Raw genomic sequence first — 15,101 nt, forward strand, 5'->3', positions numbered from 1 at the left:
CACCTACAATCAGGTGGCCATTTTTATTTTATAAATATCACATATTTTAAACTTTAGGAGAATAATATGGAATTTAACAATTCACGGTACAATAGACAATTACTCATGCCTCAGGTTGGGGAGCATGGCCAACAATTAATAAACAACTTTAGCGTTGTTAGCGTTGGCGCTGGTGGTGTGAAGTCGCCGCTTCTGTATTATCTAGCAGCTGCTGGCATCGGCAAAATTAAAATTATTGATTTTGATAGGGTAGAGTTAAGCAACCTGAATAGACAGATTCTATATACAACTGAGGACATTGGTGAATATAAAGCCGTAGCCGCTGCCAAGAAGTTAAGATTGCTCAACCCGGACATTGAAATAGAATACTCAGTCGAAAAGGTAACTCCCGACAACATAGATGATCTGTTGGGTGGATTTGATGTGATCCTAGAAGGCGGAGATGGTCCTGAGCAACGATTGATGGTGAATCAGTATGCTGTTGATTATAAAGTTCCAATGGTTCATGTCTCCGCTCAATATGGATATGGTTATGCGTTTACAAGACTAACTGACGATGATCCATGCTTACAATGTGCATTCCCAGATTTGCCTGAAAGCAGAAAAGGTCCTGTAGCTGTTTGGGGCATTGGAACAGGGATTGCCGGGATTATGGGTGCTAATGAAGTCTTAAAGATTGCTTTGAAGGAAGGAGAGCTAGCGCGAGGCTATTTAATGTCCTGCTCAAACTTTCAAAATGATTATTATAAACTTCCTATACCAAAAAATCCGAGGTGTCCAGCCTGTGGTAAGAAAACAAAAGCCTAGAAACAATATACAGTTTGCTGCTTTGCTTTCTTCAGGAATTGATTCCTTTGGGACTGGATCATTCGTTAGTGTCTCAACGGTTTTTTTCTCTACGTACAGTCACGTATCTCCGAGTATTATTGGGATAGGGCTAACCTTATCTGCGATATCAGGGATGATATCATCGCTGCCAGTGGGTTATTTAGCAGATAAATATGGAAGGCTTAAATTGTTTTCAATTTCATATTTTTTAAGAGGCGTGGGTGCACTATGCTGGCTGTTTATAAGTGGCAATCTTCAATTCTTAATATATATGTCCTTATTTGGAATTATAGATAGATCTGCTGCTTCTTTAACTAGAAGTCTAATAATTTCGCCTTTATCCAAAAGAGACGCGACAGTTTTAATGGGTAAAATGATGTTGCCAACAAACATTGGATATGGTCTAGGAGCTGGATTTAGTTTTTTATTGCTCGCTATAAATTGGGGATTAATGCCAACTGTGATTACAAATTCCCTGTCTTTTTTGCTGGTGATTTTTTTATACAGAACGGCATTGAAAGGTGTAGCTGTAACGTCTGGTAAGGTTTTAAAAAAGCCAATATCTATAAAGGTGATAAAGTCTGCATTGGCAAATAAGTTTAGAAGATTGCTTATCATGGAGAATTTCCTGTTTTCTTTTCATAGGACTTTATTGAGTGTGTATGTTCCATTAATAGTTGTCATGTACTTTAAAAACTATAGTTGGCTATCACCGATGGCCTTTATTATTAATACAGTGGTTATTTCCTTATTTCAAGGGAAGGTAAACACCTGGGCCGCTGAGAATAGAAGGTATGATAGGCTATGGGTTATATCAGGCGCAATAATAGCAGCTTCATTCCTTGTCACGTCCGTAATAACCGTAATGCATATTGATACTCTCATCTTTATGGCTTTGTTAATGTTAATAGTCAGTCAAGTCTTAGCCGAGTTATTTAGCAGTGCTGCCTTAGCGATGTACATGGTGATTTATAGTCGTTCTGAATCCTTAACCACTGACTTGAGTGCTATAAATTTGGGGGGACAGTTGCAGAACATTTTAGGCCCAACAATGTTTGGTAGCGCAGCAGTGTCATCTAACGGCCTCATATCCTTTCTTATGTTTACTCTAACCGCAGCGGTATCAGCACATGCGTATATGTATCGAGGGTTAAATAAAGAGGAGCTAAAAGATGAACTTTGATGGTGAAGATAAGAGATGGGACGAATACTACAAAAGAGAATGGAATGATAAACGTAAGCCATTGCCTATAGAGAAGATCATAAAGAAGGCTGTTCCTAAACAAAATGCAGGGCTTTATGTTGGACTTGGTACGGGCAGAAATGTTTTTCCTTTATTGAAAGAAGGCTGGAATGTGTATGCCTGTGATATTGCTCACACCAGTATAAAGAATGCCAAAGAAAATTATCCACAATATGCTACTCATTTTGACTATGGAAGCTACACTGAAGCCTTTCCCCATATAAAAGCATTTGATTATACGATTTGTAGTGAGGTCCTGGTCAATGGGAACTTTCCAAATGTCGTAGAAAGATTTCGACTTTTAAAAGACAGGCTCACCAAAGAGGGTTTCTTGATTTTTGAGCTTCCTGCGATAGGCACGGATATATGGCCTAATTGGAAAAGTTTGTCTATGTCAAAAAATGGCAGCTTAAAATTAAAATATAGGGCAGACGTACCTAATAAGCTATATTTGTCCTTTCAAGACATATGCCATTTATTGGAGAATGCCGGTTTTAAAATAGTATACGGGCCTAAACCCGTTAACTCTGAGAGGTCGAGGTACCCTGGCGGACTTATAAGAGACTGGTTAGGCATAGCTCAAAATGTTTCTTTAACATAGCAGTTGCTCAACAACATGCCAGTTTGTTGAAATGATCTTCATTAATTTCAACTATCAATTTATTCGCACTTTTTTGCTAGCCAATATTTTCATCGATGCCTGTCTCATTGGTGGTGTGATGATTTTACGCGGGAAGTGGCAATTCGCATTCGCATTGACGCCTTATCTTTTCATCGAGGCAGTAATTATTCTACTCGTGGCATGGCGGGGGCAACGTCGAGTCTTAGCAACACTGAATCGTGGACTTTAAGAGCTGACGTACATTTAGTGACTGACAAGAGAGGAAAAAAGCACATGATTGAAGTGAAAGGACTCACGAAAAAATTTGCTCAGCGAATGATTTTTGAAAATGTCAATTGTCAACTAGCAGAAGGTAAAAGCTATGCCATTATCGGTAAAAGCGGCACCGGTAAAACGACCTTTCTGAATATTCTCGGTGGTTTGGAAACCGCCACGGCAGGCACTGTCATGGTGGATGATCAGCCGGTTTCAACCAAAAATCTACCGCAACTGCGGCGGGATAAATTCGGCTTCATTTTTCAGAATTTTGGATTAGTCGATAAGGAGATTGTTGCCTATAATCTGAAAATCGGCTTAGCCAATCAGCGGCTTTCACGTCAAGAACAAACCGTCGCTATGAAAGAAGTTTTGCAGCAGTTGGGGTTGGCAAACGTTGACCTGAAGCAACGCATCTTTACACTTAGCGGCGGCGAGCAGCAGCGACTGGCCTTGGCGCGCTTATTGCTGAAGAAACCGACGATTATTTTCGCCGACGAACCCACCGGCTCACTGGATGCAGCCAATGCCGATGAAGTGACACAGCATCTACTTCATGACTTCGGCGATCAAGCAACGATCATCGTCGCCACGCATACAGCTGAGGTCTGGCGGCACTGCGATTACTTGATTCGAGTCGAAAATTATCGCGTCACCATTACTGAAAATATCGCTAAGGGAGAGAAGCTTGCATGAAAAAGGCCAAAATTTTGAGTGTTACAGTGGCAGCACTGGTCATGGTTGCGGTTGCCGGCATATTGCTGATTCACAACCGGTGGACGGATCGTGTCAATCCATTCGTACCTGAACAAACAAGTTACGCAAAAGTCCCACAAGGAAAACAGCGTTATCGCAATGTCGAGTTGTATACCGCAACGCAGACAAAGCCGACGCTGGTACTGAAAGAAATGACCGGCTATGATCCAGATGGGAAGTATGTAACGGTGAGGCACAAGGGACAGTATGTGAAGCGTGTGACTTATGTGTCAAAAGAGACTTTTGCTAAGAGGACGCAACAGTAATTAGTGACTTAAATACAGAGGAAGCTTTAAGGTCTAAACAAATGATTGACGTAGATTGAGTTGTTATGGAATAATATGGCTACTATTGGCAGACGCACAGCTTTACAAGAAAGAAGGTAGCAGCCATGGCAGTGATTGGGACGATTCTGATAGTGCTGTTGGCAGTTCTGGCGTTGGTTATTGTTTTAGCGTTGATCGTTGCTGGGATACAAACGTTACTGTCTTTGTGGCCGTCCACTAAGATGAAGCGACTGCCGTATCACGTGCGTGCTGGTACAATGTTGGCTTCGCTTTTCAACGCTCTTTATAAGGTAGTCACACTTGGATCCGTTATTTGATCTAAGCAAAGTGGAGCTGAGGATGACACCGAAGACGTTAAAGATTGAAGATCTGATAGCTAAATATACGGTTCACCCTGAGGCAAAAGCGCAGTTTGATCAGGGTAAGGTTCGTTTAATGACCGCTTATCAATTTATGAAAGCACGCGAGGCCGGACTGTCGCAAAGAGATCTTGCAACGGCAGCTGGTGTACCCGAAAGAGAGATTGCCCGAGTTGAGCTAGGCGAGCGGACAAGTCTTGACATTTTGAGCAAAATTGCAGTGGCGCTGGGTAAAACACTTGATGTGACTTTGGTAGATGACTAGACTACAAATTGGTCCATGCAGCGCGCATGGGCTTTTTTGCCGCATTTTTACGATTTATTTTTGGCTTTTATCTAATAATGATGCGTCAAACTCACGGAAAGTGATTGTCAGAGAAACATCAAGATAAATGCCCAAATGGTGATCGGAGCCGGACAGCTCGCCGATCAAATTGTATTGTGCGGGAAACGAAACTTCGCAGCAGTAAAAAATATGATTGACACCCCCACAATGCCCGTTATACAATCAACCTCCGCGCTTTTAACCAAATAAATGAAGAGGTGATTCGATATGGTCGAGGTTCATTTTGAAACGGTTCCGCAAAGGCCGGATTCGGTGCTGGTTGTTCAATTTTTTAATGGCGGCATTATCTGGGTACATAATTCCAAACGCCAGTGGGAGCTGACCGGTGGCAAGTTGGAAGCCGGTGAAACCCTTGCCCAAGCGGCGGTGCGTGAGTCGTTTGAAGAATCCGGCGCTGTGATTAAGCCGGATTCAATCGTGCCGTTGGGTTATTATGTGTTACCGACCGGACACGTCACAGCGGTTGTCCGCGCCGAGGTTGATCGGCTGGAGACGATTCCGGCATCTTCCGAAACCGACGATCGAAAGTTGTCACTTGAACCGTTGCCGGATGCTGACAGATCGTTTCATGACGATGTTTACTGCCAGATTTTTCGTCATATCGGGTGGCCAAATGAGTAGCCGCCGCTATGGCTTACTGCTGAATGGCTTGTCGGTGGCGGTGATGGCGCTGACGCCGGTGATGAACAAATGGTCGATGATCACGTTATCGCCACTGGCTGCGAGTTTTTATAATGCACTTATTTCATTGGTGTTGACGCTGATCACGATTGCGATGACCAAAACAAAAATGGTGTGGATTAAGCAGCCGGTTGTCTGGATTTTAGGACTGACGAATTGCTTGGGCATCTTTTTGCAATACCTAAGCCTCTTTTTCCTTGATCCGGTGAGTGTCGGGTTGATCGGAAGGTTTTACATTGTCTTCGCCATTCTGCTGTCGGTGATCATGCTGCATGAAAAATTCGACCGCCGCGAACTGGTGCCGATTCTGCTTTGCATTGCCGGTACCGCACTGGTCTCTGATTTCTCGGGAAATGTGAACAACATCATCGGACTTGCCTGTGCATTTGGGTACACCTTCAGCTTCGCTTTAACGAATACGTTGGCCAAAAAGGCACTGACCCAGGTTGATGAGAAAATATTACTCTTATACAACCAAGGCACTGCCGTCGTTATTCTCGGACTGATACTCGCCGGAAGCGGCAAGCTCTCTTTTTCACCCAACATGGGCATGGGTGCCGTTGCCATCTCAGCGTTTTGTTCAGGCTTTCTCGGGTTATTACTGTTTTATCGCGGGCTAAAGTTTATCTCGTTTCGCGACGCCAATTTAATCCGGGCCCTTAACCCGATTTTTGTTCTGATCTACTCGTTGCCATTTTTCACGATTCAAATAACTCCAGCGTTTCTGCTCGGCGGTGCCCTAATTGTGCTTTCGATTGTTTGGATGTCGCTGCCGGTTAAGAAGTCGCAAATTGATTAAAATGTTCATTCATAGTGAGCATAATCTGTTCAGTCCTAAATCCAAGATCATTAAACGGCCAAAACGTTTGTACGCATCTTGCGTTTATTTTATCAGGATCGCAGTGAGGTTCATCGAACTAAATGTAGCAAATGGAAATCTTTGCCTTATATAAAAGACCTGCAATTCCCGGAAAGTTCGGCAACTGCAGGTCATTTTATGTAGGCTGGAATCCGTATATCGGATTCCAGTAAAGTTATCAAGCGATCTTAACATAGACCTTTTTACCCATAGCATGAGCAATTTCTGCTAATTTATTAAATGAGACGTTATCGCCCCGTTCAATTCGAGCAATCGTTGTCTGTGGTACACCGGCACGTTAGGTCAGCTTGTGTGAGGCCTGCCGCTTCCCGTGCGTGATAAAGTGCCAAGGCTGCCGCCGAGCGTTCCTTGTTTAGTGTATAAGCACTGGTAAATTCTGGGTTCTGCATTTCTTTTTTCAATAATTCATCAATTTTCATGGGTTGAATGCCGTTCCTTTCAGAGATCTATGGATTCTTTATATCATACTCGTGCATATGATATGTATGTATACCGATAGACTTTGACATCTCTTAACTATTCAAATAGGTCTGTTTTGAAGATTGGTGATTTGCATATATTCAAGTTACTTTTTTGTGGAGGTGACATGCATTCAAGGTCAGTAGTGGATTCAGACAGAGAAAAGGCTAATAATAAGAAATTATAAAATAATTATAAAATTAAACAGCGATTGCATTCTCATTGACAAAAACTTTTGCGAGCGTAAAACCATAACTAACCTTAGTTCATCCGTGCCAACTCACGCTCAGGAGGAGTTTCAATGGACTCAGTCGTATGGCAAACACTAAAGAAGCATCGCACAGCCTTTATCATCTTGGTGATCTTTACGATGATGAGTACAAGCCTGATCACCGGTAATACATATCTCGAAGGCAAGTTGCTTGATAGTTTGGTGTATAGTCGCGACCCGCGCTTGTTTGCGCTGTTTTTTTGCTTAATGCTGGGCTTTAGCATACTAAGGCTTGTTATTTCCTTTTTCACAAGTCATATTCAGATACTGACCAAACAAAAAACGGTACTTGAGTTAAATCGAAAAATTATTTTTCGACTGTTCACAAAAAATACGCTCAGCATCTTAAAGTGGAGCCCGACAACCTTAAGCGCGCGGATCAATGATGATGTGACTGAAATTGTTTCATTTTTCTCCGACACAGTTGTCAGGTTGTGCAGTGTCATCGTGTCGACACTCACCATTACTGCTTATGTTCTTAGTGCGAATGCTGAAATTTTCACCATTATGGTTGTCTTTTTACCGGTTTATTTCCTTATTTATGTTGTCTTTCATCGAAAAATTTACCGTGTGAGTCTAGAAATAAAAGGCAAACAGAATGACTATTATTCGGCCAGAAACGATTTTATTGGCAGATATGTCGAGATTAAGGGCGCGGAAAATCTGCCTAGTGAGGTAGCGCTGCTCGATCAGGTGGGACACAGCCTATTCAAAACTTTCACCAAAAGTTTTTGGATTCATTATTGGATGTCAACCTGGCAAATCGTCATGCAGTTGGCGTTTCAAACCCTTTTCTTTGTGATCGGCGGCTTGGCAGTCTTAAGAGGCAGTATCACCATCGGCTTTTTGCGATTATTCTCCAGTACTTCGGGCAGTTACTCAATTCAGTCGATCAGATTTTTAGCATTGCTATTGGCGCTGAAGCATATCGGGCCTCACTTGCGCGGATGGAGCAAATTCTGAACATGGCGGACGATCAAACCGGAATGCAAGATGTTGCGCGGATTCACCGGATTGATGTTGATGCCCTTAATATCAAACGATTTGAGAAAAAATCCGATGCACAGGAACTTTTTTATTCGCGTGATCTATCTTGCTCGTTTAAGACACCGGGGTTATACGTCATTTCTGGGGACAATGGCGTTGGTAAGAGTACGTTTGTCCGAACGATGACAGGGATTTACCAGCCAGAGCTGAAGGGCAACATTTCAATTAATGGCATCAAGATGAAGCAAATCGATATGCGGACGTTGCGGAAAAAGGAGATCGGCTTTTCCTTTCAAGATGTCCCGTCTCCGCATATGACGGTTCGCGAATACTTAGCCGGCATGACGCAAAACGACCCTTTATCAATGGTCAAAAGGTTACCGCTTTTTGCAAAAGTTTATGATTCGGACGTGTTTAATCTCCGGAATATTTATGATGAGAAGGTCGATGTGCTGTCGAGCGGCGAGTTGCAGTTAGTGCGTCTTTTAGCGGCATTTGGCAAAGAAAATGCGTCCATGTATATTTTGGATGAACCGACTGCCAATATTTATCCGGAGATCCGAGCGGCGGTTATTGGGTTACTCAAAGAACTGGCAAAAAGCAAATTAGTCATTGCGATTACCCATGATGATCATTTGCTTCATGTTGGTACGCCGATTGTGATGCAGTGAGGGTTATGTGAGCTGCATTTGCGGCTAAACTTTCAGCTGATGAATTCCGACGAAGCCCGGCATCGGCATTAAGGCGGCATCTTTTAGCGAGGGTGTCGTTTTTTTGAGTACAAAAAAACCCGCGCAGCTTACGGTCTACGCGGATTGGTGATGATTCATGAGCAATTTCGACAAGATTATTCTAACATGGGTTCATCTAAAAAGCATATTTGTATAGAAACTCGTGACAAACCTCGGCTGACCGACGCACTCGAAAACGCGTTCGCAGTCGCAGAAATCTACGTGTAAGGACCTTGGTCGCAATGGCCTAAGACCGGGCCATCACGCCCAAGGCCACTTACACTCCGGTTCCTAACCGCGCCAGTTCACGCTCTGACCCTCTTTCCAGAATCCGCTTGCACAGTATGGTAGAATAGCTAAAGAAATCCTTAAGTATCTGCGCCAAGTGAAAGCGAGTTTTTCTATATGAAGAAATTGTTTGAACGGATTCGTATGCCGGAGTTTTTGGAAGACATGCGGATGCGGTATGCAGCAATTGCGATGGTGGTTCTTGCGGTCATCGGCATTTTGATCGGAGCCTTGATCCGCCCGTGGCTGGCTTTGTTGATGCTGTTGATTTTAATCAGTCTTGTGGCGACGATTTTTTATGCCCTTGAGACCATTGCCAAGAATACGAATCAGTATATTTCGGATCTGAGTTATCGGATTAAGCGCGGGGAACAAGAAGCGCTGATTAAAATGCCGATCGGGATCATGATTTATGATGAGGATCTGAATATTGAGTGGACGAATCCGTTTCTCCAGAAGTATTTTGGCGATACGGATGTGCTGGGGCAGCCTCTGGAAAAAGTGGATGCCGAGCTGGCCGAGCTGATTCGCAGTCACGAGGACACTAATGAAACCAAAATGGTGACCTGGGGCCAGCATCAATTTGAGATTATCGTGCAAAAGAGCATCGGCGTTGTCTATCTGATGGATGTCACGCGTTATGCTGAAATTGAAGAGCGCGCGGAAGATGAAAAGATTGCTATCGGGCAGATTTTCATTGATAACTATGACGAAATTACCCAGACAATGGATGACCAGGTCGTCACGAATTTGAATAGTTATGTCACCAACCAGTTGACAGATTGGGCCAACCAATTTGGCATGTTTTTGAAGCGGATCGACAACGATCGCTTTTTCTTACTGGCTTACGCTAAGTCGCTAAAGGATGTTGAACGGGATAAGTTCAAGATTCTGGACGCGATTCGGGAAGAAACCTCTAAGCAGAACTATCCATTAACCCTGTCTGTCGGGATTGCTTATGGTGATGAAGATTTAGCTCAGCTCGCGGTCACCTCGCAGAGTAACCTGGATCTGGCGCTGGGTCGTGGCGGCGATCAGGTTGTGGTTCGGGCGAAGGGTCATGAAGCCCGATTCTATGGCGGTAAAACCAATCCCATGGAGAAGCGGACTCGGGTACGAGCACGCATGGTCGCGCAAGCCTTGCAAGAGTTGTTTAAGCAAACCGATAAAGTCTTTGTTGTTGGTCACAAGCGGCCGGATATGGATGCCGTCGGGGCAGCGATGGGGATTCGGCGTATTGCTCAGATGAATGGTAAGGAATGTTACATTGTTATTGATCCTGATCATTTGCATTCCGATGTTGAGCGGCTGATGGGGCAGGTTGGCCAGGATCCGGAAGTGGCCAATGCCATTGTGACCCCGGAAGCGGCGTTGTCACAGGCGACGGATCAAAGTCTGTTGATTTTGGTTGACCACAGCAAGCCATCGATTTCAGCCGCGCCTGAGTTGTACAAGCGGTTGGCGGCACGAACCGTGATTATCGATCACCATCGGCGCGGGGAAGAGTTCCCGGACAATCCGATGCTGGTTTACATCGAACCATATGCCAGCTCGACGTGTGAGCTGATTGCCGAAATGTTTGAGTATCAGCCGACGAATGTTCCGAGTCTGGATAAGCTTGAAGCAACGGCGATGTTAGCAGGGATTACCGTGGATACGAAGTCGTTCAGCTTGCGGACCGGCACGCGGACGTTTGACGCAGCCAGTTATCTGCGTTCCATGGGTGCTGATGGGATGTTGGCGCAGAATCTGCTGAAAGAAAATATCGACAGCTTCATCCAACGCAACCATTTGATTGACACAATTGAAATGATTGCCCCAAATATGGCACTATGTACTGGGGAAGAAGATAAGCGCTATGATCCGGTGATTGCTGCCCAAGCGGCTGACACCATGCTGTCGCTGAATGGTGTCGATGCCAGTTTTGTTATTACCAAACGGCCCAGTGGTGATATCGGCATTTCCGCTCGTTCGACTGGGGATGTAAATGTGCAGGTCATCATGGAAGCCATGGGGGGCGGCGGTCATTTAAGCAATGCAGCTACCCAGATCAAGGGCAAAACAATCGCCGAAGTTCGCACCGACTTACTTGCTCAGATCAAAAAAGCAGACGAAGACGCGTGACGCAATCGTCATAACGCGTTCACCAGCCCAGAAACCTGCGTGTAAGGACCTCAGTCGCAATGGCCAAGGTTGGGCCATCATGCCTGAGGCCACTTACACTCCGGTTTCTAACCGGACTGGCTCACGCTCAACCATAACGCGTTCGCCGGCGCAGGGGTCTGCGTGTAAGGACCTTGGTCGCAATGGCCTAAGACGGGGCCATCACGCCCAAGGCCGCTTACACTCCGACTCCTAAGCGCGCCGGCTCACGCTCAACCATAGAAAGCAGGGATTTTAAATGAAAGTCATCTTTACACAAGACGTTCGTGGTAAGGGTAATCGTGGACAGGTGAAGGAAGTACCTGACGGCTATGCCGAGAACTTTTTGATTCGCAAGGGTTTGGCTAAAGCGGCCACTCCGCAAGCCATGAGTGCTTTGCGTGGGCAACAACGGCTTGAAGAGAAAAAAGAAGCCGAGAAGAAGGCTGAGGCTGAAGCGCTTAAAGCCAAGATTGAAGACGACAAGACAGTTGTGCAAATTCAAGCCAAGGCCGGTGAAGATTCCCGGTTGTTTGGTTCGATTCCTAGCAAGCAGATCGCCACGGCGTTGGATCGGCAATATCAGATTAAAGTCGATAAGCGTAAGATCGATTTGAAGCAGCCGATTCGTTCGCTAGGCTTTACCAACGTTCCGGTCAACCTGTTCCCTGGCATCGATGCGCGGATTCGGGTTCACGTGCTTGAGCAGAAGTAGCACAGGGCCTGTAGATCAGGGTCTAATTAAATAAGTGACAATCAATATGAAAATCGTGCGTTGAAAGTTTAGAGAGCCTGTCTCCCGACTTTTAGCGCGCGTTTTTGAATGCTTCGGAGGTTATGCCTTACAATGGCGGCGGAAAGCGCATAAGGTCGGGCTTTTCCAGCTTAAAATCAGCAATGTTACGTTAAGCGGGAACGCTTGTTTTGGTCAGCGGTTTAACGTAGACTGTTAAGGATAAGTGCTATCACTTTGCAATAACGAACGTCGAAGTGTTGCATAAGTTCCATGATCGAACAGAAGGAGGACGCGCATGGATAATCAGTTAATTGAACAGCAACCGCCGCATAGTGATGAAGCGGAACGTGCCGTCCTTGGCGGAATTTTTCTGAATGCCGACACATTGCCGGATGCCCAGGAATACGTGACGGCAGATGACTTCTATAAAAAGGCGCATCGGCTTTTGTTCCAGGCGATGACGGATTTACAGGACAACGGGACTGCCATTGATACGGTCACGGTAACGGACTATCTGGACAATCACAACCAGTTGGACGACATCGGGGGATCCGGTTATATTACCGACTTGGTGGCATCGACGCCGATCGCCAGTAACGTGGTTTATTACGCCAAAATTGTGCAGCAAAAGAGCACCTTACGTAAGCTGATTAACACGGCACAAAACATTGCCAGCCGTAGCTATACTGAGCAGGATGATGTTGAAGGTCTGGTTGAAGATGCCGAACGCCAGATCATGGATGTTTCCGAGAATCGTAACCAAGCCGGATTTAAGCAAATTAAAGATGTTTTGAATCAAGCGATGGCGCAAATCGATCAGCTGTATCAAAATGATCAGACGATTACCGGTTTGCCGACCGGATTCCGCGACCTCGATAAAATCACGACCGGGCTGCATGAAGATGAAATGATTATTTTAGCTGCGCGCCCGGCTGTCGGGAAGACGGCGTTTGCACTGAATATTGCGCAAAATGTCGGCACGAAGACTGATAAAAGTGTCGCGATTTTCAGTTTGGAAATGGGCGCGGAACAGCTGGTTAACCGGATGTTGTGTTCGGAAGGCAGTATTGATGCCAATCATCTGCGCACCGGCCAATTGAATGAAGAAGAATGGCAGAATCTGATTATTGCCATGGGCAGTTTGAGTAAAGCAAAAATTTATATGGATGATACACCCGGTATCCGGATGGCCGAGATTCGGGCTAAATGCCGGCGACTGGCGCGTGAACAAGGCGACCTGGGGCTTATCATCATTGATTATCTCCAGCTAATTGAAGGTTCTGGCCAGGAAAACCGGCAACAGGAAGTCAGCGCCGTGTCGCGGCAACTCAAGAAGCTGGCAAAAGAATTACACGTGCCGGTCATCGCTTTGTCACAGTTGAGTCGTGGCGTGGAACAGCGGCAAGACAAGCGCCCGGTTTTGAGTGATATTCGTGAATCCGGCTCAATTGAACAGGATGCCGATATTGTTGCTTTCTTGTATCGAGACGATTATTATCGCGATGCGGAAGGCGATGACGATGATGACCAAGGCGGCAGTGACGACGGGGATGATAATGTCGGTGAAGTCGAAGTCATCATTGAGAAGAACCGTTCCGGCCCCCGTGGCACCGTGAAGTTGTTATTCGTCAAATCGTACAATAAATTCACAAATATTGCCTATAATGGACCAGATCAGTAAGCTTTTTGAAAAATGACGTACCAAAATGAGTGACGCAAAATAATGTGTTCGTCAGTCTAGAAACCGGGCTGGCTCATGCTCAACTATAACGCGTTCGCCGGCGCAGGAGTCTGCGTGTAAGGACTTTGGTCGCAATGGCCTAAGACCGGGCCATCACGCCCAAGGCCGCTTACACTCCGACTCCTAAGCGCGCCGGTTCACGCTCAACCAAAACGCGTTCGCCAGCCCAGAAACCTGCGTGTAAGGACCTTGGTCGCAATGGCCAAAGACCGGCCATCACGCCCAAGGCCGCTTACACTCCGGTTTCTAACCGGGCTGGCTCACGCTCAAATTAAGAAAGTGAGGGATGCCGCATGGATGCCATTTTAATGAGTTTGATGACAGCGCTCAATGAACACCTGCTGATCAATGTTTACCAGCGTGATACCGATGATTTTTACACTGGGTATGTGCAGGTTTTGGGTCATGATGCGGTTGTTCTGGGAACCTATAATGATTCGGGGATTGCTGATGGCTGCGCTTTGATTGCCTTTTCGGCGATTGACCAAGTGGAATTTGCCGGCGATGATCTGGATAATATGAATTTTCGAATCGGGTTGGCGCAGTCGGAGCATTTTTTGACGCTTCAAGGTAAAGAAAAGCCGTTTCAATTTGATGCGACTGAGAGCCTGATTTGGCAATTAGCCAAGCAGGCGCAGGCTAGCGAGCAAATGATCATGGTCGTGGTGGCGGATGACGATGCCTATCTCGAAGGTCGGGTCACGGCGGTCGCCGAGGATCGCTTCAGTATGGCCATTTTCAATAAGTTCAATTACACAGATGTTCGGGCGTTGCAAGTCGACTTCTCGGACATTCTGGTGATGGAGTTTCATGGCTTGGATCTCAAACTGGAAACCGAGCTAGTGCGGCACCGCGATCAACTACAGCATGTGCCAACGAAGCTGTTTCAAAATGACGGGCAGCTTGAGGGCGTCTTTCAGAATGCACTGGCGGAGAATCGATTGATTTCGGTTGTGCCAAAAGGGCCGGAAGACCAGTTCTTTGTTGGCCGGGTTAAAGCAGTCAATGATCGGGTCGTGGTGCTGAGTCTGAAGGACATGGCCGGGCAGTTTGGCGGCTATATTCTCATGACGCTGCCAAGTATTCAAAATGTGGCGACTGCTTCGGATTACCTGCAGACGATCAGTTTTTACGAGCAGTGGGATCAAACGCACCATTTCAGTCAGCAACCGGTCCTAAATGCCGATCGGGAGTTTGATCCGAACGATAATCTGGTTAAGGCGATTATTTCCGAAGCGGCCGGTTTTGAACGGGTTGTCCGAATCAAGGTTGCGGATAGCGACGAGCATTTCCTCGGCTATCCGGAACATGTTGATGAAACTGATTTTGACTTGAAATTGGTGGGTCAAGACAGCGGAGAAACGGTGCGCATTCGCTATGGCCAGATTCGTGAAATTGCGTTTGGCCACATTTTCGCGTACTTGCAAGAAGCTCAGTTGAAAAACGCGGATCGCTAATGGTTGATTTTTGAAAAGTTACCGCTTGTGGT

The 15,101-nt window shown here is 45.7% G+C and carries 15 protein-coding genes and 1 pseudogene; 15 read left to right on the forward strand and 1 reads right to left on the reverse strand.

Annotation, left to right across the window (positions count from 1 at the left end):
- Window positions 1–66: 66 nt before the first annotated feature.
- The 9 genes from LACSTY_RS00500 (at window position 67) to LACSTY_RS00540 (ending at window position 6,176) form a co-directional block, all read left to right on the forward strand.
- Window positions 67–807, forward strand: a complete 741-nt coding sequence (locus LACSTY_RS00500; protein ID WP_010490066.1) for a HesA/MoeB/ThiF family protein — start codon at window positions 67–69, stop codon at window positions 805–807.
- Complete coding sequence (locus tag LACSTY_RS00505) at window positions 785–2,011, forward strand: MFS transporter (RefSeq protein WP_306390938.1); 1,227 nt, start codon at window positions 785–787, stop codon at window positions 2,009–2,011. The genes LACSTY_RS00500 and LACSTY_RS00505 overlap by 23 nt, the downstream gene beginning before the upstream one ends.
- A complete protein-coding gene (locus LACSTY_RS00510) occupies window positions 2,001–2,672 on the forward strand; it encodes a class I SAM-dependent methyltransferase (protein WP_049172653.1) in 672 nt (223 codons plus the stop codon). Before LACSTY_RS00505 ends, LACSTY_RS00510 begins: the two co-directional genes overlap by 11 nt.
- A 294-nt stretch (window positions 2,673–2,966) precedes the next feature.
- Complete coding sequence (locus LACSTY_RS00515) at window positions 2,967–3,644, forward strand: ATP-binding cassette domain-containing protein (RefSeq protein ID WP_087911295.1); 678 nt, start codon at window positions 2,967–2,969, stop codon at window positions 3,642–3,644.
- The gene (locus tag LACSTY_RS00520) at window positions 3,641–3,970 is read left to right on the forward strand and encodes a YxeA family protein (RefSeq protein WP_087911296.1); all 330 of its coding nucleotides are present in this window, start codon (window positions 3,641–3,643) and stop codon (window positions 3,968–3,970) included. Before LACSTY_RS00515 ends, LACSTY_RS00520 begins: the two co-directional genes overlap by 4 nt.
- Window positions 3,971–4,095: 125 nt before the next feature.
- Complete coding sequence (locus tag LACSTY_RS00525; RefSeq protein WP_047106634.1) at window positions 4,096–4,308, forward strand: hypothetical protein; 213 nt, start codon at window positions 4,096–4,098, stop codon at window positions 4,306–4,308.
- A gap of 22 nt (window positions 4,309–4,330) precedes the next feature.
- Window positions 4,331–4,615, forward strand: coding sequence for a helix-turn-helix domain-containing protein (locus LACSTY_RS00530; protein WP_087911297.1), 285 nt, complete (start codon window positions 4,331–4,333; stop codon window positions 4,613–4,615).
- 288 nt (window positions 4,616–4,903) lie between these two features.
- Window positions 4,904–5,317 carry an NUDIX domain-containing protein gene (locus LACSTY_RS00535; RefSeq protein WP_087911298.1) on the forward strand — a complete coding sequence of 138 codons (414 nt, stop codon included), beginning with the start codon at window positions 4,904–4,906 and terminating at the stop codon, window positions 5,315–5,317.
- Entirely contained in the window at window positions 5,310–6,176 is an 867-nt protein-coding gene (locus LACSTY_RS00540) for a DMT family transporter (RefSeq protein WP_087911299.1), read from the forward strand. Before LACSTY_RS00535 ends, LACSTY_RS00540 begins: the two co-directional genes overlap by 8 nt.
- A gap of 238 nt (window positions 6,177–6,414) precedes the next feature.
- Here the strand turns inward: LACSTY_RS00540 and LACSTY_RS00545 are convergent.
- Window positions 6,415–6,676, reverse strand: a pseudogene (locus LACSTY_RS00545) (helix-turn-helix domain-containing protein).
- Between the two features lie 413 nt (window positions 6,677–7,089).
- Here LACSTY_RS00545 and LACSTY_RS00550 point away from each other — a divergent pair.
- The 6 genes from LACSTY_RS00550 (at window position 7,090) to LACSTY_RS00575 (ending at window position 15,069) form a co-directional block, all read left to right on the forward strand.
- Window positions 7,090–7,950: an ABC transporter transmembrane domain-containing protein gene (locus LACSTY_RS00550; RefSeq protein WP_236944230.1), complete on the forward strand. Its 861-nt coding sequence runs from the start codon at window positions 7,090–7,092 to the stop codon at window positions 7,948–7,950.
- 2 nt (window positions 7,951–7,952) lie between these two features.
- Window positions 7,953–8,645, forward strand: coding sequence for an ATP-binding cassette domain-containing protein (locus tag LACSTY_RS00555; RefSeq protein WP_225362708.1), 693 nt, complete (start codon window positions 7,953–7,955; stop codon window positions 8,643–8,645).
- Between the two features lie 465 nt (window positions 8,646–9,110).
- Window positions 9,111–11,117, forward strand: a complete 2,007-nt coding sequence (locus tag LACSTY_RS00560; protein WP_087911300.1) for a DHH family phosphoesterase — start codon at window positions 9,111–9,113, stop codon at window positions 11,115–11,117.
- A 277-nt stretch (window positions 11,118–11,394) separates the two neighbouring features.
- The gene (gene rplI / locus LACSTY_RS00565; protein WP_025013877.1) at window positions 11,395–11,850 is read left to right on the forward strand and encodes a 50S ribosomal protein L9; all 456 of its coding nucleotides are present in this window, start codon (window positions 11,395–11,397) and stop codon (window positions 11,848–11,850) included.
- 316 nt (window positions 11,851–12,166) lie between these two features.
- The gene (gene dnaB / locus LACSTY_RS00570) at window positions 12,167–13,552 is read left to right on the forward strand and encodes a replicative DNA helicase (RefSeq protein WP_087911301.1); all 1,386 of its coding nucleotides are present in this window, start codon (window positions 12,167–12,169) and stop codon (window positions 13,550–13,552) included.
- A gap of 353 nt (window positions 13,553–13,905) precedes the next feature.
- Complete coding sequence (locus tag LACSTY_RS00575) at window positions 13,906–15,069, forward strand: hypothetical protein (protein ID WP_087911302.1); 1,164 nt, start codon at window positions 13,906–13,908, stop codon at window positions 15,067–15,069.
- Window positions 15,070–15,101: the final 32 nt, after the last annotated feature.

This window comes from Lacticaseibacillus styriensis, assembly GCF_030770295.1.
In the GTDB taxonomy this organism is placed as follows: Bacteria; Bacillota; Bacilli; order Lactobacillales; family Lactobacillaceae; genus Lacticaseibacillus; species Lacticaseibacillus casei.